Source organism: Methylobacterium sp. 142-1Y, assembly GCF_057747795.1.
In genome coordinates this window covers 695,992-720,019 of record NZ_JBYLEN010000002.1, presented here as the reverse complement: position 1 = coordinate 720,019, position 24,028 = coordinate 695,992, and the positions used below count along the sequence as shown (strand labels likewise).

Annotated in this window: 21 protein-coding genes; 12 read left to right on the top strand and 9 right to left on the bottom strand. The window is 70.2% G+C overall.

All coding sequences use genetic code 11. The features are described from left to right. Positions 1-32: 32 nt before the first annotated feature. The 3 genes from AC3AOF_RS33260 to AC3AOF_RS33250 all read right to left on the bottom strand — a co-directional run bounded on the left by AC3AOF_RS33260 (position 33) and on the right by AC3AOF_RS33250 (position 2,694). A complete protein-coding gene (locus AC3AOF_RS33260; protein ID WP_488349267.1) occupies positions 33-665 on the bottom strand; it encodes a hypothetical protein in 633 nt (210 codons plus the stop codon). A gap of 16 nt (positions 666-681) precedes the next feature. Further along, positions 682-1,791 (bottom strand): hypothetical protein, encoded by a 1,110-nt coding sequence (locus tag AC3AOF_RS33255; RefSeq protein ID WP_488349266.1) that lies wholly within the window; start codon positions 1,789-1,791, stop codon positions 682-684. 498 nt (positions 1,792-2,289) lie between these two features. Then, the gene (locus AC3AOF_RS33250) at positions 2,290-2,694 is read right to left on the bottom strand and encodes a hypothetical protein (RefSeq protein WP_488349265.1); all 405 of its coding nucleotides are present in this window, start codon (positions 2,692-2,694) and stop codon (positions 2,290-2,292) included. Positions 2,695-2,781: 87 nt separating this feature from the next. Between AC3AOF_RS33250 and AC3AOF_RS33245 the strand changes: the two genes are divergently transcribed. Next, entirely contained in the window at positions 2,782-4,152 is a 1,371-nt protein-coding gene (locus AC3AOF_RS33245; RefSeq protein WP_488349264.1) for a sigma 54-interacting transcriptional regulator, read from the top strand. Here the strand turns inward: AC3AOF_RS33245 and AC3AOF_RS33240 are convergent. The 6 genes from AC3AOF_RS33240 to AC3AOF_RS33215 form a co-directional block, all read right to left on the bottom strand. Next, positions 4,096-4,914, bottom strand: coding sequence for an amidohydrolase family protein (locus AC3AOF_RS33240; protein ID WP_488349263.1), 819 nt, complete (start codon positions 4,912-4,914; stop codon positions 4,096-4,098). The genes AC3AOF_RS33245 and AC3AOF_RS33240 overlap by 57 nt on opposite strands. 56 nt (positions 4,915-4,970) lie before the next feature. After that, on the bottom strand, positions 4,971-7,106 hold the full coding sequence (locus AC3AOF_RS33235; RefSeq protein ID WP_488349262.1) for a peptidoglycan-binding protein: 2,136 nt from the start codon (positions 7,104-7,106) through the stop codon (positions 4,971-4,973). A gap of 94 nt (positions 7,107-7,200) precedes the next feature. After that, entirely contained in the window at positions 7,201-9,282 is a 2,082-nt protein-coding gene (locus tag AC3AOF_RS33230) for a hypothetical protein (protein ID WP_488349261.1), read from the bottom strand. A 41-nt stretch (positions 9,283-9,323) separates the two neighbouring features. Beyond that, positions 9,324-10,652 (bottom strand): hypothetical protein, encoded by a 1,329-nt coding sequence (locus tag AC3AOF_RS33225; protein WP_488349260.1) that lies wholly within the window; start codon positions 10,650-10,652, stop codon positions 9,324-9,326. Positions 10,653-10,664: 12 nt separating this feature from the next. Next, positions 10,665-12,035, bottom strand: coding sequence for a hypothetical protein (locus AC3AOF_RS33220; protein WP_488349259.1), 1,371 nt, complete (start codon positions 12,033-12,035; stop codon positions 10,665-10,667). Positions 12,036-12,293: 258 nt separating this feature from the next. Continuing rightward, entirely contained in the window at positions 12,294-13,184 is an 891-nt protein-coding gene (locus AC3AOF_RS33215; protein WP_236993139.1) for a LysR family transcriptional regulator, read from the bottom strand. A gap of 300 nt (positions 13,185-13,484) precedes the next feature. Between AC3AOF_RS33215 and AC3AOF_RS33210 the strand changes: the two genes are divergently transcribed. The 11 genes from AC3AOF_RS33210 to paaE all read left to right on the top strand — a co-directional run bounded on the left by AC3AOF_RS33210 (position 13,485) and on the right by paaE (position 24,018). Next, a complete protein-coding gene (locus AC3AOF_RS33210) occupies positions 13,485-14,342 on the top strand; it encodes an amino acid ABC transporter permease (RefSeq protein WP_488349258.1) in 858 nt (285 codons plus the stop codon). Beyond that, positions 14,339-15,109 (top strand): amino acid ABC transporter ATP-binding protein, encoded by a 771-nt coding sequence (locus AC3AOF_RS33205; RefSeq protein ID WP_488349257.1) that lies wholly within the window; start codon positions 14,339-14,341, stop codon positions 15,107-15,109. Before AC3AOF_RS33210 ends, AC3AOF_RS33205 begins: the two co-directional genes overlap by 4 nt. Before the next feature lie 34 nt (positions 15,110-15,143). Next, positions 15,144-15,971, top strand: a complete 828-nt coding sequence (locus tag AC3AOF_RS33200) for an ABC transporter substrate-binding protein (RefSeq protein WP_488349256.1) — start codon at positions 15,144-15,146, stop codon at positions 15,969-15,971. A 339-nt stretch (positions 15,972-16,310) separates the two neighbouring features. Then, complete coding sequence (locus tag AC3AOF_RS33195) at positions 16,311-17,189, top strand: polysaccharide deacetylase family protein (RefSeq protein WP_488349255.1); 879 nt, start codon at positions 16,311-16,313, stop codon at positions 17,187-17,189. Next, positions 17,186-18,562 carry an amidohydrolase family protein gene (locus AC3AOF_RS33190; protein WP_488349254.1) on the top strand — a complete coding sequence of 459 codons (1,377 nt, stop codon included), beginning with the start codon at positions 17,186-17,188 and terminating at the stop codon, positions 18,560-18,562. Before AC3AOF_RS33195 ends, AC3AOF_RS33190 begins: the two co-directional genes overlap by 4 nt. A gap of 395 nt (positions 18,563-18,957) precedes the next feature. Then, complete coding sequence (locus AC3AOF_RS33185) at positions 18,958-19,887, top strand: PaaX family transcriptional regulator C-terminal domain-containing protein (protein ID WP_488349253.1); 930 nt, start codon at positions 18,958-18,960, stop codon at positions 19,885-19,887. Positions 19,888-20,088: 201 nt separating this feature from the next. Continuing rightward, entirely contained in the window at positions 20,089-21,090 is a 1,002-nt protein-coding gene (gene paaA, locus AC3AOF_RS33180) for a 1,2-phenylacetyl-CoA epoxidase subunit PaaA (RefSeq protein ID WP_488349252.1), read from the top strand. Positions 21,091-21,151: 61 nt separating this feature from the next. Beyond that, positions 21,152-21,436, top strand: a complete 285-nt coding sequence (gene paaB, locus AC3AOF_RS33175; protein WP_236993146.1) for a 1,2-phenylacetyl-CoA epoxidase subunit PaaB — start codon at positions 21,152-21,154, stop codon at positions 21,434-21,436. Further along, positions 21,436-22,290 carry a 1,2-phenylacetyl-CoA epoxidase subunit PaaC gene (gene paaC, locus AC3AOF_RS33170; RefSeq protein ID WP_488349251.1) on the top strand — a complete coding sequence of 285 codons (855 nt, stop codon included), beginning with the start codon at positions 21,436-21,438 and terminating at the stop codon, positions 22,288-22,290. The genes paaB and paaC overlap by 1 nt, the downstream gene beginning before the upstream one ends. A 6-nt stretch (positions 22,291-22,296) precedes the next feature. Continuing rightward, the gene (gene paaD / locus AC3AOF_RS33165; protein WP_236993148.1) at positions 22,297-22,821 is read left to right on the top strand and encodes a 1,2-phenylacetyl-CoA epoxidase subunit PaaD; all 525 of its coding nucleotides are present in this window, start codon (positions 22,297-22,299) and stop codon (positions 22,819-22,821) included. 120 nt (positions 22,822-22,941) lie between these two features. Next, entirely contained in the window at positions 22,942-24,018 is a 1,077-nt protein-coding gene (gene paaE, locus AC3AOF_RS33160) for a 1,2-phenylacetyl-CoA epoxidase subunit PaaE (protein ID WP_236993149.1), read from the top strand. Positions 24,019-24,028 lie beyond the last annotated feature (10 nt).

Sequence of the window (24,028 nt, the reverse complement as noted above, 5' to 3'; positions counted from 1 at the left end):
GGCGGCATGCGCGGAGGTCTCCGAGCGGATGTCTACAAGTCGAGCTTGTCCTCCGCGATGACGGATTCGTCGAAGCCGGTCGTGCGCGTGACCCGCACCGTCGCCGACCTGGCACCGGGAAACTGGTTGCGGTCGAACTCCACCTTCGGCGTCGGGCGGCCGATGGCGATGGTGGTCCAGGGCGCGCCGGTATCCGGCTTCACGTCGACGGAATAGGTCACGCCGGGCGTCGCCGCGATGCCGTCGAGTTCCTTGACCGAGAGCGGCCGCCGTGTCGAGTCGGGGCTCCCGGGCGGGCCCAGGCCGAGGGTCGCCGTCCGCGGCGCCGCCGGCGCGGCACCGGCATCGTAGCGGCTGACTTCCTTGTCCCCGACGAAGAGCGCGACCGAACTCATGTCCTTGATCTTGGGCACATCGGCCTGGATCAGGCCCGTGTCGCTCGGCTGCCCATGCTCGCACGAGGAGCGCCGCACCACGGCCGCCTGCTCGTGGAGCGTCTTGCCCGTGCTGTCGCGGACGACGAGCACGACGCCGGGATCGGGCTCGGCGTCGGAGGCGAGGGTCGAGGTCGCCGGGTTGACGTAGAGGATCTTGCCCTGTGCCGCCTTGGTGTCGACGGTCGCGACGACGTGGACGTAGTCGCCGGTCTTGAGTTCGGGTTTCATGGAACCACTCTCCCATTCAGGCGACGGCCGGGACGAGCGCGTCCTCGGCGATCAGGCGGGTCAGGATCGCCTGGTACGTATAGGCTGACAGCCACTGGTTGTCGGCGTAGGTCATGACGTCGTGGTACACGTTGCCCGGCAGCGCCTGCATCGGTGCCGGCAGGGCCTGGTCTCCCGTATCGAGGCCGACGAACCGGCCGTCCGGCGTGCTGATGAACCCATCGGCATAGGGAAAGCTGGTGTCGCTGGCGTCCTGAGCGTCCTTCGGGAAGCCCGGATGGTAACGGCCGAAGGTGTGGCCGAGTTCATGCGCGCCGTACCAATCCGCGTAGGACAGATCATGATCTCCGGCAAAGCCCCCCGGGCCGGGCGTGCCGCAAGGACCGCTCGCGACCGTGTCGGGCTGGGCCGAGGACGGGATGGCGAAGGCCTTGCCGCGCATGAAGTGATCCCCTCCGTTGTCGGAGACGAGACCGAAATAATGCGTGCGTGGGTCGACGCCGTTGCTGACCTCGCGGCTGCGCAGGGCCGCGATCTGCGCGTTGGCGAGGTCGACCGTGCTGTCGTCGAAGGGCGAGGCGAAGTCCGCATCGACCACGACCTGCGACCATTCGAGCGCGGCGACCGGATAGGCCCGGCCGAGATAGGACCGAAGATAGTTGAAGTGCACGGCATCGGGCGCCACGGTCTTCGTGCCGATCTTGTAGCGCAGGCCGATCACCCGGATCCGCAGCGGCGGCGCCGCGGTGAAGCTGACGGTGCAGGTATCGGGCGCGCCGACCGGGAGATCGGAGCCCGCCGGCGTATAGACCCGCGACAGGCGCAGCTGCAATTGTCCGGCACCGATCGCCTGAGGCGGCAATCGGAAGTTCAGGCTCTGGCTCAGGTCCGTACGCTGGTTCTGGACGCCGCCATCCTTGGCCGGGTCGAGCCGGACCGTATTCATGGCCGGCAGATACGCCTCGGCGCCGCCCTCGTGGCTCCAGGCCAGCTCGGCCGTCACGTTGCCCGCCTTGGCGACCGTCGCGGCATCGAGATAGAGCCGGGCGATCGTCGCCTTGTCGGCAACGAGCGTGACGCTGTTGGCGAGATCCTGAATACATTGCGAGATTTCGATCCCGCGCACTCCGATCGAGGCGGCGGGACCCGCGAGGGCGGGCGTCGGTGCCCGACGGAAGCGCGTGCGCTGAAATCCGACGAAGCGTCTCGAGGATTTAGCCATGATCTTTCCTCCCGTATTATTCTTGGACTCGCGGCGAAATTTTTTGATATTTGACTTAATTATTGGCTATCATTTATTCATAGATTATTTGATTTGGATCGATGTCATCCAGGCAATTGGAATGGATTTATGAAAATACAAAATGTTTGCGCGCGTCCTCGCGCATTCTCAATAGCATTGCGCATTGCGGCAAGTCAACGATGAATTCACGGCTTCCGGTTGCGTCTCGCTATCCGGTATCGACAATACGGGCTCAGAAAGATGCAGACGTCGCGGTTCCCGGGCATCGGCGCGCATTATATGGCTTCGTGTGAGATGTCGAACGAACGGTTCTTAAAGAATTTTTTTCTGATTTCATGGTCGATATTAAAATATACCTGTCCAGTCTGACTTAACAGACCGCTAGAAGATGGAAAAGGGCGACGCCGCGGGGCGCGATCGTGCTCTCAGTCCGCCCCGGTGCCGCCGCGTGCGGTCGTCCAGCTCGCGACCGGGCGCCGATCGATCGTGCTCATCTTGATTTATCTCAATGTCCCGGCGGGCGACCCGATCGAGGGTGAGCGTCCGTTCGCCGGATCCGGCCGAATCGATATCCGCTCTCGTCGTCGCGGGGCCGCGAAAGCGGAACCCGGGACCATCGCCGCCGACGGTGCCGGATGAAGCGGCACGCCGTTCGCGCCGTCCCGGGGCGGCGGTGATGGATCCCGGGTTCTCGGCTCGGTCAAGCCCCGGGTTGACGACGACGGCGTCGAGACCGTCGTGCACATCAAGCGGGATCTCGGTGGAGTTCGGCAGGGCATCGATCACGTCGCACCCTACCCATGGGGGCCCATCATGGAATGTCGTCCGTCGATCGCATTCGTCGGTTCCGTCCGGGGGGCGGAGCAGTGTGCGTTGCTCGATGCGCTCGCGGCGCAGGGCGTGAGGCCCGCGATCGGGTCCGGCGCGCGCGATGCGGACGCCCTCGTGGGGTTCACGGCGATCGACGAGGCCGTCCTCGACGCCGTGCGGCGGATGGCCGAGGCCGGGGAGCGGCGGGTCATCGCCCTGTCCTGCCGCAGTGGAAAGCTCGACAGCGAGGCCCAGTGGCGCCTCCTGGCGGCCGGCGCGGCGGACGTGCTCGCCGGGCCTGCGGCGGAGGTCGCGATCCGCGTCCGGGCGCGGCTGGAGCGCTGGGCCTGCGTCGACGCCCTGATGGTCTCCCCCGCCGTGCGCCGGGCCGCGATCGGGGCGAGCCCCGCCTGGCGCAGGCTGCTGCGCGGCGTGGTCGAGGTGGCGCATTTCACCCAGGCGCCGGTGCTGCTCGTCGGCGAGAGCGGAACCGGCAAGGAGCTGGTGGGCCGCCTCGTCCACGACCTCAACGAGAGCGCCGAGCGCGGCGCCCTCGCGGTCGTCGACTGCACCACCATCGTGCCGGAACTCGCCGGCAGCGAGCTGTTCGGCCACGAGCGCGGCGCCTTCACGGGCGCGCATGCCGGCCGGGACGGCGCCTTCGCGACGGCGCAAGGCGGAACGCTGTTCCTCGACGAGGTGGGAGACCTGCCGCTCTCCCTCCAGGCCCAGCTCCTGCGCGTCGCGCAGGAGGGCACCTACAAGCGCGTCGGCAGCGACACCTGGCGCCACAGCCGCTTCCGCCTGGTCTCGGCGACGCATCGCGACCTGCCGGCGCGGATCGAGGCGGGCCAGTTCCGCCAGGATCTCTACTTCCGCATCGCCGGCTGGGTGTTCCGGGTGCCCCCCTTGCGCGAGCGCCGGGACGACATCCTGCCGCTCGCCCGGCATTTCCTGGCCCAGTTCCAGCCCGCGCTCGCCGGAACCGGCTTCGACCCCGCGGTCACCGAGCACCTCCTGACCCGCGCCTATCCGGGCAACGTGCGCGACCTGCGCCAGCTCATGGCGCGGATCAGCAGCCGCCATGTCGGCCCGGGACCGATCACCGTGGGGTCGCTGCCGCCGGACGAGCGCGCGAGCGAGGCGGGATTCGCCGCCGCCTTGCGCGAGGCGGGGTTCGAGGGCGCGATCGGGCAGGCCGTGGCGCTCGGGATCGGCCTCAAGGCGATCAGCCGGGTCGCCGCCGACACCGCCATGCGCATCGCCATGCAGCGGGAGAACGGGAACCTGCAGGCGGCGGCGCGCAGCTTGCGCGTCACCGACCGCGCCCTGCAGCTCCGTCGGGCGGCCTGGCGTGCCGGGGCACCGGGGCGCGGCTCAGCCCTCGGCACCCGCGAGGAGCCAGGGATCGCGCCGGACGGCGGGCGGGGGTGAGACGTGGCGCACCGGCGGCGCGGTGCGGCGCTGCGTCCGCTTGGCGAGAAGCCGCATCAGGTTGCCGCCGAGGACGGCGGCCTCGTCTGCGGGCGTGAGCTTGAGCGCCCGCACCTTGGCGAGCTCCAGGCCCGGATGCAGCCAGGGCCCGTCCGACCCGAACAGGATTTTCCGTGCGCCGGCGCGCCTCACCGCCTCCTCCAGGATGTCGAAGCGGCGCACGCCCGAGGTGTCGGCATGGATATTGGGGTGGCGCACCAGGTGATCGATGAGCCCGGATTGGGCGCGCCAATCGTCCGAGAAGCTGCCGAGATGGGGCAGGATGAAATCGACGTCCGGATAGGCACCCGCCACCAGCTCGGCCACAGCGATCTCGCCGACCGGATCGTACAGGACCGGGATGCGGAAGCGGCGGGCCGCCTCGCAGATCTCGCGCGACAGGCGCGCGTCGTAGCGGTGGGCCTTGATGCCCACGAAGCCGTAGCGCTCCACGGCGACGCGCACGAGGTCGAGGATGCGGCCGCTGTCGCGCGCCGCATGCACGAAGGCGAAGCCGAGGAGCCGGTCGGGCCGGCTCGCGACGATGCGCGCGACCTCGGCGTTGGCCTTCGCGTAATCGGAATGGAAGGCGGCGAAGACGACGGTGCGGTCGATGCCGGCCTCCGCCGCGCGCTGCAGGTGGCGGGTGATCGGGGCGGTGGTGTCCCAGGGTCCGGTCAGGCCGTCGCCCGTGCCCGCGTGGCAATGGCAGTCGATGATCATGGTCCACTCCCTGGGAATGTCCATGGGCGGCGCAAGCGCTCCCCATGGACATTCCTTCAGCTGCAGCCGCCCTTGCCCTCGTAGACGGGCGCGATGGAGCGGACGGCCCGCCCGCCGGGAGCGGCGCGCGAGAACTCGCGCCAGCTGTCGTCCCGCCCGGCGCAGCCGCTGTTGGGATGGCCGAACACCCGGGGATTGCGCAGATGGCCTGCGAGATGCCGGAACAGCGCCCCCGCGACGTTGTCCGTGCCCGAAGCGGTGTTGCAGCCGTGCAGGACCACCACGACGTTCTCGGCGAGCGCGTCCGTCGGGATGTCGGTCACGAGCCGGGCGCCCTGCGCCCGGTCCGCCGCATCGACACCGTCGCGGTAGAGGCCCACCGCCCCGCCCGAGCGGGAGCCGAACACGCCGTTCGATCCGCTATGGCTGAAGATGTGGATCGCCGTGACGCGCTTGCGCTGGCAGGCCCGGGCCGCCCGGATCGTGCCGATGATGTCGGCGCCGGTCTCGTAGGCCGTGCCGCCGACCCGCCTGGCGCAGCCCGGCGACGTGGGCGCCGCCTGTGCCCGGATGCGGCCGGCCCAGCGCGTGGCCTGATGCTGGAAGTGGTTGCGGTGCGCGGCCAAGCTCGCATTCTGGAAGAAGCACAGGGCCGGCGCGATCGCCGGGGCGGTGCCCGGCCGGCGCGGCGGGACGGGCACCTCGCCGGACGACTCGCCCTCCGCCGCCAGCTCGCTCCGGACGCCGCCGCGGGGCACGCCGCAGGTCGTGGTGTCGGGCGGGTTGCGCCGGCCCGGTCCCGGATGATGGCCCGGCAGGAAGATCTCGACGCGCCGGCTCTGGTCGGGGGTCGGCTTGGTCTGGCGCTCGCCGCAGGAGGTCAGGCGCACGGTGAAGCCGCGCGTCGCGCCGCGCCGTCCCGCTTCGAGGGCGGCGCAGAGGGCCTGGGCGACCGCCTGGGCGCGGCGGCGCGCCAGGGCGAAATTGTAGTCGTCGTCCCCGGCCGCGTCCGTATGGCCGGCGATGGTCACCGACCGGATCGGCCTCCCTGCGCGCTGCGAGGCGAGGATGCGCGCGGCGAGCGCCCGGATCGGCGGCCCGTGCCGGGCACGGTCGAGGGCGCTGGCGTCGAAGCGGAAGCGGTCGAGCACCAGGGCGGGCCGCCCGGGCGGCGGACAATCGACGTTGATCACCGCGCAGGGCTTCGACGCGCCGGAGCGAGAGGGGGTGCGGGGCGCCTCGCCCTGCCAGTTCTCGCCTTGCCAGTTCTCGCCCTGCCAGTTCTCGCCTTGCCAGTTCTCGCCTTGCCAGTTCTCGCCTTGCCAGTTCTCGCCTTGCCAAGCCTCGCCTTCGAATGCTTCCCCTTCGAAGAGTTCGCCCTCGAACGCCTCTCCCTCGAACGCTTCGCCCTCGAAGACCTCGCCTTCGAACAGCTCGTTCTCGAAGGCCTCGCCGAGGGGCATCGCCTCGAAGGTCTCGCCCTCGCCGACAAAGGCGAACTCGCCCTCGTTGTCCCGCTCGCGGCAGGCCGCGCAGCCGCAGCCGCCGCGGGTCAGTTCGCCCTGCTCCGGCGGAGCGTCGCCGGGGGACGTGTCGCCTGCGCCCTCCGGCGGGGGCTCGCCGCCGCCCTCGGCCGGCGCGCCGCCGGGTCCGCGGGCGCAGGCGGCCCCGAGCGCCGCTTGGGTCGGCGGCCCCATGATCCCGTCGACCGGCAGATTCTCCCGCGCCTGGAAGCGGCGCACCGCGTCGCGGGTCGCCGGATCCAGGAATCCGGTGATCGGCAGGGACAGGCCGAGAGCACGGTTGAGGCAGCTCTGCGTCCAGCGCGCCAGCTCGCTCGGCCCCTCGCCTCCGACGATGGTGGGGGAGATGCCGTCGATCCAGGCCGGTCCCGGATAGGGCCGCCAGGGAGAGCGAATGAGGGGCGGCCGGAATGTCGGCGGCTTGATTCGCGACGGCCCGCCAGGGGGATGCGGGACCCGCATCCGGAGAGCCGGCGCCCTCGGGGCTCGCGCCGGCTTTGCAAGGGCGGCCGGCCGGCGGGCCTGGTGCGGGCTCGGCCCCCGCCAGGCCGGCGACCGGGGCGGGACGCGGCGGACTTCGCCCTCCTCGTGGAACTCGGGCAGCCATTCGCCCTCGCTCTCCGTCTCGCCCAGGAAGGGGATCGTCTCGAACTGATCGATGGTGGCCATGGCGCAACCTCGTCCGGTGCGGCTGCGAGCCCCTGCGGGCGAGCCGGATTCAGGAGGGAACGGGCGGCGGGCAAAGGGACCCGCCGGAGGCGGGTCAGCGGGCGCGCTGGAGCGCGAGCCGCTTGCGCAGGTGCCAGGAGGGCGGCGTGACGTCGACGCCCTCGGGGTTGCTGAGATCCGCCCCCGTCACGGCGCGGTAGGCGTGGATGTAGCTCTGGATCTCCGGGCGCCAGTAGCGGGCCCAGTTCTTGGCCGCGTTCTCGTCGTTGATGCCGATCCAGTCGTTCCAGCGCACCGAGAGCAGGACCTGCTCGCCGTAGACGCCGAGATCGCGGAAATGCGTCACCGTGACGTCGGACCAGCCCTGGAGGGTCTTCATCGTGTCGACGGCGGGCATCCAGCGCTCGGTATAGGGCACCATCGGCCGGCTCTGGAGGAAGTCGCGCATCTCCGGGCGCGCCAGGATCCATTGCTGCATCAGCATCTCGACCCGGGCCGTCCAGGGCAGGTCGCCGAACTGGTTGTGGGCGCCCTGGGCCAGGAGGAGGTGCACCTCCTTGAGCGAGTTGAGCAGGGGATAGCCGTCGGCGATCACCGTCGTGTCGCTGTCCTCCTTGTAGAACACGTAGGTGCGGTGCAGGAGGTTGTGGAACGCCTCCAGGAACTTGGAGCGGCTGTCGGCAGGGCGCAGGCCGGGCACGGCGCGGCCGTAGATCGGCAGCCCGTACTGGTGGTCGTACTCGTAGGCCCGGCGCTGGACCGAGAGGCGGTTCCACTCGTCCTGGATGTAGCCCCACAGCACGCCGTTGAGGGGCCGCAGCGGATCGATCTCGAGATGCGCGAGCGGGTCACGCCCGCCCGGCGCCCGCACGTTCTGGAAGCGCCGGCTGATCGCGTTGAGGGTCTGCACGAGCATGCCCTCCTCGTGCCAGTACGACCAGATCAGCTCGACGAGGCAGGGCGCGTCGATGCGCGCGGCGATGAGGCCGTGGCACAGGAGGCCGCGGCTGGTCCCTTCGCGGTCCGAGAAGGCCGTGTCGATGATCCGCTGGATGTAGGGAAGGCGGCCGCTCGACAGATCGAGGTAGCTCGTGATCCGCGACGACAGCTCCTCGGGGGAGACATATTCGCCGAGCCGGGAGCCGTCCTCCTCCGCCGTGTCGCGGAACGCGTCGGGATCGCGGGCGACGCCGCAATGCGTCAGCAGGAAGACCTGCGTGGCGGTCTTCAGCATCTCGTAGGCGTTGACCCCGCCGACGAAGGCGTGGGGATGACGGGCCTGCTGGCGCAGTTCCATGAGATGCGGCGGTTGGGGGTGTTCGCCGCAGAACACGCGGTCGATGAACTGGAAGTACCGGCCGCTCGACATCGCCTGGGCGGAGGCCCGGATCGCGTTGTTGACGATCGCGTCCCGGGTCATCACGGCGCCGGTCCGCTGAAGCGCCACCCGCACGACCGGGTCGGGCGGCTGCGACGCCCTCGGCGGCTCGATCCACGCCGAGGCCGCGAACAGGCTGTCGCCCCGGAAGTAGAGCGGTTCGGCCCGCTTCCCGGCGCCGAGGATCTTGACCTCCCTGGTGAGGGAGAGCGTGACCTGCACGGGTTTTGCCGGTGCCGGCATGAAGAAGTCGTCGGTCTCGACGGCCGGGTTCACCAGGTCGACGGGTCGATGATTGGGATCGGTCCATGCGGGCTGCAGATCGAAGGCCTTGAACCCGCCGGCGAATCCGGGGTGGCGAAGCCGGACATAGGCGCCGCCGGCAGGAAGCCCGAGATCGTCGCGCGTCGCGTCGTCGATCTGCGTCACTTGCAGCGCCTCGTAGAGGCCGTTCACCAGGTAGACCGGGCGAGACCGGCTGATGGGATTGCCGTCGCTCGGCGTCGCGATGGCGATGATCTCGATCGGCGTCGGGTTGCTCGTTTTCGGAAACGTCAGGAATATCGTGCTTGAGACGATTTTTCCGTCATCCCTGGTGTCATTCGACGACGGAAAAATCGAGATGTCCTGATCGGTCTTCGCTTCGAGCGTCAGCGTCCAGTCCCTGGACGGGACGTTGTCCGCCGGAGTGAACTCCACGGTGACCGGCAGCGTATCTCCCGGTGCGACGAGCTGGTTCTGTGCCTCCTCGTTGCGGAAGAAGAAGCGGAAGTTCGGTGTGGACGTCTGCTTGGCCATCGTCATCTCCTCTCGCGGGATCTCGTCGCAGCATCTCGGGGTCAGGCGGCGCGGGCGGGCGGCACGGCGGTTTCGGCGCACAGGGCCGCGGTGTTCACGGTCGCCCGCAAGGTCCAGAAGGTGAGCAGCTTGGCGATCAGCGCCGCCTCGTCCTCGGGGTCGAGCCGGCCGTCGGCGCGGGCCTGGCCGAGCACGGCGAGGACGAGGGCCGGCCGGGCGCGGTAGAGGCCCGCCGGCGCGGCGTTCCAGGCCCGCCAGAGTGCGGCGAGCCGCGCGGGCTGGCGCGGCCCGAGGTCCAGCGCCTCGCGCAGGGACGCGCCGCGCAGGCGGGGCGGGCGGTGATCGGCGAGCAGCGCGACGAAGGCCGGCATGGTGCTCTCGGCCGCGGCGATCACGGCGCCGATCTGGGGCGGCACGCCCGCCCGCGGATAATAGCCCTCCCACAGGGCGGCGAGGCGCCGCCATTGCGGGTGGGGGTAGAGCGCCTCGCCCATCGCCGCGCTGAGCTTGACGCGCAGCCAAGGCATCGGATGCGGATCGTCGAGGTTGAGCCGGAAGACGAAGGGACGCGGCAGGGCCACCACCCCCATCAGGCCCATGGTCGACACGACCCCCACCCGCGCCACCGACCAGAGGTCGGCGACGATCTCGGAGATCCAGCGCTCCCACATTCCCCAGGCGAGGCGCTCGGCCTCGGCGCCCCGCTGCCTGTGCTGCAGCGCCGTCCGCAGCGAGGGCACGAGATCGAGGAGCGCGGCGGCCTGGTGGCCGACCTCATGGACCAGCGACGAGGCGATGCCGCTGCCCACCATGCGCTCGCGCGGCATGCGCACGATCGCCACCGGGTTGTCGCCCCCGCCGGGCAGGCGGGTGCGGGCGCGCCGGATGGCGGCGCCGACGTCGCGGTCGAGGTAGCAGATGATCGGCGGCGCCTCGTAGGCGCCCGGCAAGGCGAGGGCGTCGCCCGCCAGGACGTCGAGGCCGCCGAGCCACACGCCGGTCTCCGCCTCGCTGCGCTGGGTGATGACGTCCGCGAACAGGTCGAACTGCGTCAGCACGACGTTGAAGCGCAGCCGCAATATCACGAAGCGCCGATGCGCCTCCTCGGTCGTCGCCGCGCCCCCCGCCGGCCCGTCGATCCAGGCGAGGTAGCCCTCGATCAGGCTGCGCAGCTCGCGCCGCCCCGCGACGAGGAACCGCTCGACGGCGCTCTGCGCGCGGGGCAGCAACGCCGCCGCCGGCAGCATCGTCTCCTGGAGCGCGAAGGGCTTGATCCGCGCCAGGCGCCCGAGCAGGGCTCGGGCCTCCTGGCGCAGCATCGCGCGGGCCAAGGGGGCAAGGGGCGGCGCAAGGGGAGGTGCGGAGGCCATGGCGGTGCCCGCCTAAACGCCGAGAAGGACGATGCGGGTGCCGCGCCGGATCCAGCGGCCGGACTGGCCGCCGCCCGCGCTGCGCCGCGCCGCGAGAAGGCCCGGTGCGTGCCGGCGCGCCGCCTCGCGCGCCGCGGCCTGCGCGGCCTGGCGCGGGTCGCCGCCGCCATCCACCGCCTGCTGCACGGTCTGGCCGGCGAGCTTGACGAACTGCGTCGCGCCGGCGAATTCCCGATCCTCCTGCGCCATCATCTCCTGTTCGAGGCCGAGGGCCGAGCCGGCGGCGCTGGCAAGCCCCCGCCCGATCATGCCGCCGAGCGGGCCGCCGACCGCGGTACCCAGCGCGGTGCCGGCGAGCGGCAGGGCCTTCTTCGCCACGCCCTTGAGCACGCCGCCGAGGGCGCGGCCGATCGGGGACCGGATGGCGCTGCCGACCGCCTGGCCGGCCTTCCGGATGAGCTTGCCGAGGAACTGGTCGAGCTCCTCCTCGCTCTGGACTTCGAGCAGCTCGCCGGCGAGCTCCATCATCTCCTGCTCGGAGAAGACCTCGTAGCCCCACTCGCCTTCGCCTTCGCCTTGGTACTCGCCAAACCAGCCTTCGGCCTGGCCGTACTCCGTCTCTCCCTGCGGCCACTCGAACTGCTCGGATTCGAAGGTCTCGCCTTCGTGGCCGAACTCCAGCATGTTGCGGTCGATGTTGTGCATGTCAGCCTCCTGCGATGATCGCCTCGCCGGCGGCGGGCGGTGGGAAAGGGAAGGGCGCCCGGGTGGTGCGGGCGGGACGCCGATCGTCCGCGCGGGTGCCGGGGCGCGGCCCGGGAGCCCCGGCGGGGGGGAGGCAAGGGGAGGGGTGAGGGAGTGGACCAGGCCTGGGGCGAGCCGCGCCGCCGCGGCGGCGAGCGCCCGGCGCGCGGCTGCCTCGGGATCGGGCCCGGCATCGCGCGCCGCGCGGCGCAAGGCCGCCGCGACGAAGCGCACGAGGCGCCGGGCGATCTGGAATTCCTGGTCCTCGCGGCTCAGGCCTTCCATCTCCAGCCCGAGGCGGGAGCCTGCGATGGCGACGAGGTGGCTGCCCAGCGTGGCGCCGAACGGCCCGGGATGCCGGTGCGGCGGCGTCGCCCGCAACGCGGCGACGAGCGTGGCTTCGAGTTGCCGGATCGCGGCGGCGAGCGCCGCGTGCGCACCCGCCATCCTCTCCGCCCGGGCCGCCTCACGGGCGGCCTCGTGCAGGAAGGAGTGGAGGGCCGGTGCGTCGCGCAGCTCCAGAAGCGCCGTCGCCCGCGCCATCTCGCGCAAGTGCCCGTGGCCGGATGGCGGCGGAGCGGCGGTCTCGCCCTCGAAGGTCTCGAGTTCCGGGTCGTAGGCGAGAAGGCGGCTTGCCATGGGCCAGTCTCCCGACCGTCCGCCGCGGGACCGGCGGTGGTCGAGAGGCATTGCGCAAGCGCTGTGCCATTGGTCAAATATCTAATTTAAAAGGGTTTTTATGCAAAGGGGCGATGTCCGGGGTGAAGTCTGCTTCGCCGATCGGAGCCGTCACCGAAGCGCCCTTCGCCGGCCGGTCCAGCCGGACGCAGCCCGATCTGCTGGATGAGTCGCGATCGGAGGTGGCCGGCGAGACGGCCCGGACCTGCGGGCCGAGCGTCAGGATGAGGGCCCGCGCGCCGCCGCCCGCACCTCGGCCAGGAAGGCCTGCGCCAGCCGCGACAGCGGCTCGGCCTCCGACCACAGCATGAAGGCCTCCACCGGCGTTCGCGGCACGAACGGGCGCACCACCACCGGGTGCGCTCCCCCTTGCGAGGGCGAGAACGGATCGACCACAGCGACGCCGACGCCCGCCCCGGCCAGCACGCAGGCGGTGTTGCAGTAGCGGACCTCGACGGTCGCGCCGAACGGTACCCCGGCGCGGGAAAAGCTGTCCCGCACCGCCTCGCCGAGGCGGGTGCCGCGCTCCAGCCCGATGAAGGGGTGGCGCGCGAGGTCGTCCGGCGTGACGGCGGCCTCGCGGCTCAAGGGATGGTCGGGGGCCATGACGCAGACCATCTCGCCCCGGTGCACCACCTCGTGGGCGAGGCCGACATGGTTCGACAGGCCGAGTGCGAAGCCGAGTTCCGCGACCCGGCCGGTCACGCCCTCGATCACGCCTTCGTAGCGGCGCACGTCGAAGAACAGCCGCGTCTGCGGCCGGGCGCGCACGAAGGCGGCGAGCGCGCGGGGCAGGAGGCCGTAGGCCAGCGGCGGGGTCGCCATGAGGGCGAGATGCCCGTGCCGGTTCTCGCGCAGGTCGCGCAGGCGGCCTTCGAGCTTGGCGTGGAGGGCGAAGATCGCCTCGCTCTCCTTGTAGAGCGTCATCGCCTCGGCGGTGGGAAACAGCCGGTTGTTGATGCGGTCGAACAGCGGGAAGCCGACCTGCGCCTCCATCGCCTTGAGGGCGTTGCTCACCGCCGGCTGCGACACCGCCAGCTCCTCGGCCGCCGCCAGGGTGGTGCGATGCCGGACCACCGCCCGCAGGATCTCGAGCTGCCGCAGGTTCATCATCACTCCACATTATAGTTGCGCGGAATTTATCATAAGCCTTGCAATTGTGGAGGCGTAAGGAATATGCATGATTGGGTTCCGAAGGTCGGACGGAATAGTTTAATGCTTATAAATTAATCGTAATGCCCACTCAGAGGTCACGATGTCCCGTCACCGAAGCGGCAGCCCGGATGGGACAGGCCCAACGCGCCGGACCGGCGTCCCGGCCTTCCGGGCCGGCGTGATCGAGCCGGCATGATCCTGGCAGGGCTCGATCAAGGCAGGGCTTGGAAGCGTGCAAGCGACGACGGAGGATCGATGACGAGCGGACGCAGTCTCGCCGAGGGCTTTCCCGACCTCACCGGCCTGCCGACCGCGCGGCGGACCCATTGGGGCCGCTGGATCGCCGCCGCGCTGATCCTGGCGGTCCTGGCGCTGATCGGGCGCGCCTTCGCGCAAGGCCAGATCGAGTGGGCTTACGTCGGCCGCTTCCTCACCGTTCCGGTGATCCTGCACGGCATCGTCAACACCCTGGTGATGGCGGTGCTGGCGATGGGCCTCGGCATCGCGCTCGGCCTCGTCGTCGCGGTGATGCGGCTCTCGCCCAACCCGGTGCTGAAGGGCGTGGCCGCCGGTTATGCCTGGCTGTTTCGCGGCACGCCGCTGATCCTGCAGCTGCTCCTGTGGTTCAACCTGGCCCTCGTCTTCCCCGTGATCGGGATCCCGGGCCTGTGGACGGTCAAGTCGGTCGAGGTGATGACGCCGTTCCTTGCCGCCCTGCTGGGCTTAGGGCTCAATCAGGGCGCCTATACCTCGGAGGTGATGCGCGCCGGCCTGCTCTCGGTCGATGCCGGACAGTACGAGGCGGCGCAGGCGATCGGCATGGGCCGGCTGAAGGCGCTTCATCGCATCATCCTGCCCCAGGCGATGCGGGTGGTGCTACCGCCGCTCGGCAACGAGTTCATCGGCCTCGTCAAGGCGACCTCGCTCGCCAGCGTGATCCAGTATCCGGAGGTGCTGCACGCCGCCGAGAACATCTACTACGCCAATTCCCGGGTCATCGAACTCTTGATCGTCGCCGGCCTGTGGTACCTGCTGGTCGTCTCGATCCTGACGCCGCTGCAGATGCTGCTGGAGCGCCGGTTCTCCCGCGGTGCTGCGAGGATCGCCCGATGAGCGCGCCGCCCCTCGTCGCCATCCGCCGCGTCTCGAAGACGTTCGGCACGTTCAAGGCCCTCGACGACGTCTCCCTCGATGTCCGCGCCGGCGAGGTGATGTGCCTGATCGGCGCCTCGGGCTCGGGCAAGACCACGCTCCTGCGCTGCGTCAACCAGCTCACCCGGATCGATGCCGGCGGCATCTGGCTCGACGGCGACTTGCTCGGCATGCGCGAATCCGGCGGCCGGCTCCACGCCTTGAGCGAGCGCGAGGTGGCGCGCCAGCGCCTCAGGACCGGCATGGTGTTCCAGCGCTTCAACCTCTTCCCGCACAAGACGGCGCTGGAGAACGTCACCGAGGGGCCGATCCAGGTCCAGGGCCGCCGGCCGGCGGAGGTGCGGGACGAGGCGGTGGCGCTGCTCGCCCGCGTCGGCCTCGCCGCCAAGGCGGGCAACTATCCCTCCCAGCTGTCAGGCGGGCAGCAGCAGCGCGTGGCGATTGCCCGGGCGCTCGCCATGAAGCCGCGGCTGATGCTGTTCGACGAGCCGACCTCGGCCCTCGACCCCGAACTCGTCGGCGAGGTGCTGGCGGTGATGCGCGAGCTCGCCCGGTCGGGCATGACCATGATGGTCGTCACCCACGAGCTGGGCTTCGCCCGCGAGGTCGCCGATACCGTGGTCTACATGGACCAGGGCGGCATCGTGGAGGTGGGCACGCCGGCGGAGGTCCTGGGCGGTCCCCGCGAAGCCCGCACCCGCAGCTTCCTCTCGGCGGTCATCGGCTGAGAGTCCGTTTTTCGAGTTCACGAGGAGATTTTTTGTGAAGCGCCTGATCGCGATCGGTCTCATGAGCCTGTCCGCCACTGTGGCCGCGGCGCAGGACGCCCCCAAGGCCGCCCTGCCGCCCGACGTGGTCAAGAACGGCACGCTCAAGGTCGCGATCGTGCCGAACTACCCGCCGATGGAGTTCAAGAGCCCCGAGACCGGCCAGCTCACCGGCTTCGACGTCGATCTCGGCGACGCCCTGGCGAAGAAGCTCGGGGTGAAGCTCGCCTGGCAGGAGACGAGCTTCGACCAGATGATGCCGGCGCTGAGCACGGGCCGGGTCGACGCGATCCTGTCGGGCATGACCGACTTACCCACCCGGCACGACACCGCGACCTTCGTCGATTATCTGCGCAGCGGCCCGCAGTTCTTCGTTCGCAAGGCCCGCGAGGCCGAGTTCAAGGACATGTCCTCGCTCTGCGGCAAGAAGGCCGGAGCGAGCCGGCGCACCTCGTTCCCGCGCGAGATCGCCGCCTGGAGCGAGCAGCACTGCAAGGACAATCCGGTGGTGTTCGTCGGCACGGAAGGCTCGGCCGATGCCCGCACCCAGCTCAAGCAGGGCCGCATCGACGCCGCCGTGCAGGGTAACGAGACGCTGCCCTACGTGATGGGGCTCGAGCCCGACACCTACATGGCCATCGGCACGCCGATCGCCTCTCAATATACCGGTATCGCGATTCCGGTGAAGGAGACCGGCTTGCAGCAGGCGATGGCCGGCGCCCTCGACGCGCTCATCGCCGACGGGACGTACAAGGCGCTCCTGGAGAAATGGAAGCTCACGGCGAACGGCGTCGACAAGGCGGTGATCAACGGGGCGAAGTAGCCGCTCACGATCACCGAATGTCTCCCACAGGATAGAGCGCGGGTTTCCCCTCTCCCCGCGGGCGGGGAGAGGGCTGATCCCCCGTCCAGGGGGAGCGGCAAGCCCGTAGGGCGAGGGTGAGGGGGTGGTGTCGGAGGAGTCTCGCTCGTCGAGACCCCCTCACCCTCGCTCCGGCTTCGCCTCCGCTTGCCGTGTCTCTTGAACAGAGACACGGCCCTCTCCCCGCCCGCGGGGAGAGGAGAAGCCTGCGCCTCCAAGCCCGGACAGCCCCGCCGCACCGGAGAGCGCGAACCTTTCGACGCCGGTGCTCTGAAACACGCCACCCCCACGAGACCGCCCATGAACCGCGCCGCCCTCGACAGCATCCCGGTCGCCCCCGCCAACCTCGCCCCGCCGGCCCCGGACTACCCCTGGCCGGCCCCGTACCGGTCGGCGATGTTCCTCTCCTTCGACGTCGATGCCGAGAGCGCCTGGACCAGCAAGGATGCGGGCCATGCCGAGCGCCTCGTCACCATGAGCTACGGCGCCTACGAGGCCCGGGTCGGAACGCCCAAGCTCCTCGAACTCCTCGACCAGCTCGGCCTCAAGGGCACGTTCTTCATCACCGGCTGGGCGGTCGACGCCTATCCGGCGATGGCCGAGGCGATCCTGAAGGGCGGCCACGAGATCGGCCATCACGGCTACCACCACCTGATGCCGGATCCGGGCGCGCCCTTCATGGAGGAGGAGGTGGAGCGCGGCTTCGAGACCCTGAAGCGGCGCCTCGGCGTGGTGCCGACGGGCTACCGCGCCCCCTACGGCGAGTTCACGGAAGGCTTGCGCCGGACCCTGGTGAAGCACGGCATCGTCTACACCTCGTCGTTCCGCGACGACGTCCGGCCCTACCGCCACGTGCTGCGGGACGGCACGCCCGGCCCGATCGAATTACCGGTGACGGCGAGCTACGACGACTGGATGCACGGGCTCTCGACCCGGTTCAGCCCGCGCTCGATCTTTCCCAAGGAGCACGTCCTGTCGCTGTGGAAGGACGAGCTCGACGAGGTGCGCGACTGGGGTGCGATGGTGACGACGGTGCTGCATCCCCAATGCAGCGGCCGGCCGATGCGGCTGCGCCTGCTGCGCGAGTTCCTGACCTACGCCCAAGGCTGCCCCGATCTCTGGATCACCACCGGCGAGGCGATCGCCGGGAACTTCCTGACGCACGAGAGGGCGGCGTGACGACGGTCGCGATCTTCGGCGCCTGGGTCCTGACCCGCCGGGACGGCCGTCCCCATGTCGTGCGCGACCGCTGGGTCCTGGTCGAAGGCAACCGCATCGCCGCGGTCACGCCGGACCGGCCGGCCGCCGACGAGACCTTCGACCGGCCCGGCCGCTTCGTGCTGCCGGGCCTCCTCAACCTGCACAACCACTGCTTCAGCGAGGCGATCGCCCGCTCCCACACCGAGGACGGCCGAGGCCGAAAAGGCGGCAGGAGCATCGTCTACACGGTGCTGCTGCCGCTCTCGAAGACCGCGCTCACCCTGCTGTCGCCGCAGGAGCGCCTGAGCATCGCCCAGCTCGGCATCCTGCAGCTCCTCAAGGGGGGCGCCACCACGGTGATGGAGCCGTTCCGCAACGGCCTGCCTGAGATGTTCGAGGCAGCCGAGGAGATGGGCTTGCGCTTCTACGGCGCGCCCTACCTGTTCTCGACCGCCGACGCCAAGGCCGGGCCGGATGGCCGCGTGACTTACGCCGGCGACGACGGCGAGGCCGACCTCGCCGCCTGGAACGCGCTCCACGCCCGCTGGGAGGGCAGGGGAGAGGGCCGCATCCGGCTCGCCATGAGCCCGCACGCCACCGATACCTGCGGCCCGGACCTGCTGCGCGCCTGCGCCGCCCGGGCGCGGGAACTCGGCGTGCCGATCACCACCCACCTCGCCCAGAGCGACGACGAGGTCGCGACGATTCGTGCGCGCCACGACGGGCGCAGCCCCGCCGAGTACCTCGACTGGCTGGGCCTCCTGGCGCCGGACCTGCTCGCCGCCCATTGCATCGCCAGTACCGACGACGACCTGCGCCTGATGGCGGCGCGGGGCGCCACGGTGCTGAACTGCCCGCGGGTCTTCGCCCGGGCCGGCCGCACCGCCGCGCTCGGTCGCTTCGCCGCCCATGGCATCCGCACGCTGGTCGGCACCGACGGCTACAACATGGATCTGCTCGGCGAGCTGAACGCCGCCTCGCTGATCTCGAAGATCGCCGCCGGCCGGGCCGAGGTCGCGGATTCCGCCACCCTGATCGACGCCGTGACCGGAGAAGCCGCCGCGGCGATCCGGCGCCCCGACCTCGGGGTGATCGCGCCCGGCGCCGCCGCCGACCTGACGGTGGTCGACATGATGCACCCGCACCTCCAGCCGCTGCACGATCCCCTGCGGGGCCTGATCGCGCTGGCCAACCGCGCCGACATCGCCCAGGTGATGGTCGACGGCCGGATCCTCGTCGACGAGGGCCGCTACCGCCACGGCGACGAGGCGCGCATCGTCCGCGAGGGGGCGGCGGCGGTCGCGCGGATCTGGGACCTGCCGGAGGCCCGCGCGGCGTTCGAGGAGGAGTGAGGGCCTGCTTGAGAGCAAGATGATATTCAAGAATTAGAAATAATAGAAATCCTGCCCATTGACCTCATCCTGAGGTGCGAACGGAGTGATCCTCGAAGGAGGGCTCCAGATGGCCATGTGACTTCTGGGGCCCTCCTTCGAGGTCGGTCGATCTACAATCGACTGCCGCCTCAGGATGGGGTGAGATGATAGAGTTTTTTCCGCCTTATCTCACGTATTTAATGAAAAATGTTCTCTTGGTCTGTTCTCGTCGAACGAGTCGAGTCTCGTCGAACGAGTCGAGCAGTACGCGCCGACGCGCGTGATGGCCCGCCCGGCCGCCCGGTTGTGCGGCCGGGGGTTTCGACGTAAGGCGCTGGGCTCGTTTCCGCTTCGGTCGAGGATGGGGGGCCTTCGTGAGCGACGCGCGCGGGTCCTCGGCGGATCGCAACGGCGAGGCCCGGGGAGAGGCCCCGACCTCACGCGGCTTGATCGCGCACCTCCTGGACAGGCTGCCGCTGCGCTCCGGCGGCTTCATCGTGACCCTCTACGGCGACGTGGTCGAGCCGCGCGGCGGCCGGCTGTGGATGGGCAACATCGTCGAGATCGGCCGGATGGTCGGCATCAGCGAGACGCTGGTGCGAACCGCCGTGTCGCGGCTCGTGGCGGCCGGGCAGCTCAACGGCGAGCGCCAGGGCCGGCGCAGCTTCTACCGGCTCACCGAGGCGGCGCGGCGCGAGTTCCTGTCCGCCGCCCGGACCCTGTTCGCGCCGCAATCCGAGCCCGGGTGGCTGTTCGTCTGGCTCGGGCTCGACCAGGCCGGCGAGGCCGGGCCGTCGCTGGAACGGGCGGGGTTCGTCCGGCTCGGGCCGCACTGGCTGCTCGGACCGGCCCGTCACCGGCCGGCGGATCCCGCCCTCGTGGTCTTCGAGGCCGGCACCGCGGCGAGCCCGAGGCTCGCGGACCTCGTCGCCGCGCATTGGGACCTCGCCGTCTTCGCGGCGGCCTACGACGCCTTCCTGGCGGCCTTCACGGGAATCGCGGATGCGCTCGATGCCGGGGCCCGACCGACGGACGAGGAAGCGCTGCAATTGCGGCTGCTGCTCGTCCATGCCTATCGTCACGCGGCGCTCCGGGATGCGCGGCTGCCCGCCGCGACCTTGCCGCCCGACTGGAGCGGGCACCGCGCCCGCCGGCTGTTTGCCGACCTCTACCTGCGCCTCTCGCCCGCCGCCGACCGTCATGTCGGGCACCACTTCCTGGCCGGCGACGAGCGGCTGCCGGCGCAGACGGCGGAGACGGTCGGCCGGACGGCCTCCCTCAGCCGGATCCGCGACGAGGCCTGACCCACCGCCGGGGCTCGTCCGCGGGCGGGCGGCGTCGGATCGAGACATCACATCAAATCCAAAAAATGGCGTTGCAGTGTGATGCTTTCGATGGTAGACAATCGGGCAAATGCTCGGACCGGCCGTCACGGTCGCTGCCCGAATGAGAAAAGGGTGGCGGTGCCAGGGGGCGGGGTCCGCGTTCCGACGGGAGGGTGTCGCATGTATGCGCAGCTGGTGAAGACGGACGGCACCCGTGTCCGCGGGCTCGACGAGATGTCGGCCGAGGAGCGCACGTTCCAGGAACGGATCGACCGCGGCGAGAAGATCGAGCCGAAGGAGTGGATGCCCGAGGGCTACCGCAAGACCCTGATCCGGCAGATCGGCCAGCATGCCCATTCGGAGATCGTCGGGCAATTGCCGGAGGGCAACTGGATCACCCGGGCGCCGACGCTGGAGCGCAAGGCGATCCTGCTCGCCAAGGTCCAGGACGAGGCCGGCCACGGGCTCTACCTCTACTGCGCCGCCGAGACCCTCGGCGTCAGCCGCGACGAGCTGATGGAACGGCTCCACGCCGGCAAGATGAAGTATTCGTCGATCTTCAACTACCCGACCCTGACCTGGGCCGACATGGGCGCGGTCGGCTGGCTGGTCGACGGCGCGGCGATCATGAACCAGGTGCCGCTGCAGCGGACGTCCTACGGGCCCTACAGCCGGGCGATGATCCGGATCTGCAAGGAGGAGAGCTTCCACCAGCGCCAGGGCTACGACCTCATGAGGACGATGGCGCGCGGCACGCGAGCGCAGAAGCACATGGCGCAGGACGCCCTCAATCGGTTCTGGTACCCGGCGCTGATGATGTTCGGGCCCTCCGACAAGGATTCGGTCCATTCGGCCCAGTCGATGGCCTGGAAGATCAAGATGAACACCAACGACGAGCTGCGCCAGAAATTCGTCGACCAGACCGTGCCGCAGGCCGAGCATCTCGGCCTGACGGTCCCGGACGAGAACTTGCGCTGGAACGAGGAGAAGGGCGGCTACGACTTCTCCGAGCCCGACTGGAGCGAGTTTTTCGACGTCATCGCCGGCAACGGGCCGTGCAACCGCGAGCGGCTGGGAGCGCGGGTGAAGGCCTGGGAGGACGGCGCCTGGTTCCGCGACGGGCTGAAGGCCCATGCGGACAAGGCGGCGCGCCGCTCCGCCATGGCCGTCGCCGCCGAGTGATCGGGGAACAATGGGCGGCCCCCGGCCTGCCCGAGACACAAGCATCCCGGGAGGATCGCGCATGTCCAGCGAATGGCCGTTATGGGAGATCTTCATCCGCGGTCAGCACGGGCTAAACCACCGCCATGTCGGCAGCCTGCACGCGCCCGACGCGGAGCTTGCGATCAAGAACGCCCGCGACGTCTATACCCGCCGCAACGAGGGCGTGAGCATCTGGGCGGTGCGGTCGAGCGACATCGTGGCCTCGAGCCCGAGCGACAAGGGCCCGCTGTTCGAGCCGGCGAACAGCAAGGTCTACCGGCACCCGACCTTCTACGACATCCCGGACGAAGTGGGGCACATGTGATGCCGTCCCTGCCCGACGTGATGACGCCGGATGCCGCTGCGCTGGCCGCGGCGGCCGCGGCCGTGAGCCGGCCTGTCCGCGATGCGGAGAAGGACGCGCCCGCCCGCGCCGCCCTGTTCGAGTTCCTGACCCGGATGGGCGACACTACCCTCGTGCTCGGGCACCGCCTGTCGGAATGGTGCGGCCACGGCCCGGTGCTGGAGGAGGATATCGGGGTCGCCAACATCGCCCTCGACCTGATCGGCCAGACCCGGTTCTGGCTCGGGCTGGCCGGCGAGATCGAGGGGAGGGGGCGTAACGCCGACGACCTCGCCTTCCTGCGCGACGTCTGGGACTTTCGCAACGTCCTCCTGGTCGAGCTGCCGAACGGCGATTTCGGCCAGACGATCATGCGCCAGTTCCTGTTCGATGCCTGGCACGTCGCGATGCTGCGGGCGCTGACCTCGTCGTCGGAGCCGCGCGTGGCCGAGATCGCCGGGAAGGCGATCAAGGAGGCGCATTACCACCTCGAGAAATCCGCCGACCTGGTCGTGCGGCTCGGCGACGGCACCGAGGAGAGCCACCGCCGGATGCAGGCCGCCCTCGACCTGCTGTGGCCCTATGCGGGCGAGTTCTTCCTGAGCGACGCCACCGACGCGGCCCTCACGGAGGCCGGCATCGCGCCCGATCCGGCGAGCCTCCGCTCAGGCTTCGACGCCACGGTGCTGCCGATCCTCGCCGAGGCGACGCTCGCGGTCCCGGCAAGCCCATTCGCTCAGAAAGGCGGCCGGCGGGGCATCCACACCGAGCATCTGGGACGGATGCTGGCCGAGATGCAGTTCCTGCAGCGCGCCTATCCCGGCGCGACCTGGTAGGGCGCCATGGAGGCTCACGCCCGGCCCGCGCCCGACGAGATCCGCGGCTGGCTCGCCGAGGTGCCGGATCCCGAGATTCCGGTGATCTCGGTGGTCGATCTCGGCATCGTCCGCGACCTCGCCTGGGACGGCGACACCCTGGTGGTCACGGTGACGCCGACCTATTCGGGGTGCCCCGCGACGGCTGTGATCAACCTCGCCATCGAGGAGGCGTTGCGCGCCCGCGGGATCGAGCGCCTGCGGATCGAGCGCTCGCTGACGCCGCCCTGGACCAGCGACTGGATCGGGGAGGCCGCCCGCGAGACGCTGCGGGCCTACGGCATCGCCCCGCCGATCGACGGGACGGCGGCGGATGGCCGGCTGCTCGGGCGGATCGGCCGGCTCACCGGGGCTTCGAACCTTGCCGTGGCCTGCCCGCGTTGCGGCTCGAACCGGACCGAGCGGGTCAGCCAGTTCGGCTCGACCCCCTGCAAGGCGAGCTGGCGTTGCACGGACTGCCTCGAACCGTTCGACTACTTCAAGTGCATCTAGAGAGCGTCACGATCGCATTGCACTCGCGAAGCTCTCCGGGCCTTTTATTTGCCGCATTTTCTTCGACGAACCGGTGTCGACTTCGTCGCGGAATGCTCCAACCTGGGACGACCGGCGGTCATGGCACGCTTCTATCCCCTCGACGTCGCGGAGATCCGGCGTGAAACCCGGGACGCGGTGGTGCTCACCCTGAAGCCCCGCGACGGCGATGCCGACGCTTTCGCCTTCACGCAAGGCCAGTACCTGACCTTCCGGCGCGCCTTCGACGGCGTCGAGCTGCGCCGCTCGTACTCGATCTGCGCCGGCCGGGACGAGGGCGCGCTACGGGTCGGCATCAAGCGCGTCGAGGGGGGCGCATTCTCGACCTGGGCCAACCAGGAGCTTAAAGCCGGCGATGTGCTGGAGGCGATGCCGCCGATGGGGGCGTTCCACACGCCGATCGAGCCGGAGGCCGCCAAGCATTATCTCGGATTTGCCGGCGGCAGCGGCATCACGCCCCTGCTGTCGATCCTCAAGACGGTGCTCGCCCGCGAGCCGCGCTCGCGCTTCACGCTGGTCTACGCCAACCGCCAGATTTCCTCGATCATGTTCCGCGAGGAACTGGACGACCTCAAGAGCACCCATCTCGGCCGGCTGGCGATCGTCCACGTCCTGGAGAGCGAGACGCAGGACATCGACCTGTTCACCGGGCGCATCGACGCGGAGAAATGCGCCGCGCTGTTCCGCCTCTGGGTCGATGTCGGGTCGGTCGACACCGCCTTCATCTGCGGGCCGGAGCCGATGATGCTCGGCATCGCGGCCTCCTTGCGCGAGCACGGCCTGACGGACGCGCAGATCAAGTTCGAGCTCTTCGCCTCGGGCCAGCCGGGCCGGGCCAGGGCGCGAGCGGTGTCGACCTCGGCCTCCGCCGCGGACGCGCAATGCGAGGCGACGGTGACGCTCGACGGCGCGACGCGCACCTTTAAGATGCCGAAGCAGGGCGCGAGTCTGCTCGATGCGGCGCTCGCCAACAGCATGGATGCGCCTTACGCCTGCAAGGCCGGCGTCTGCTCGACCTGCCGCGCCAAGGTCCTGGAAGGCGAGGCCGAGATGATCACCAACCACGCGCTGGAGGATTACGAGGTGCGTCAGGGCTACGTCCTGACCTGCCAGTGCTACCCGACGACGGACAAGCTGGTCGTCAGCTACGATCAATAGGGGCGGCGGG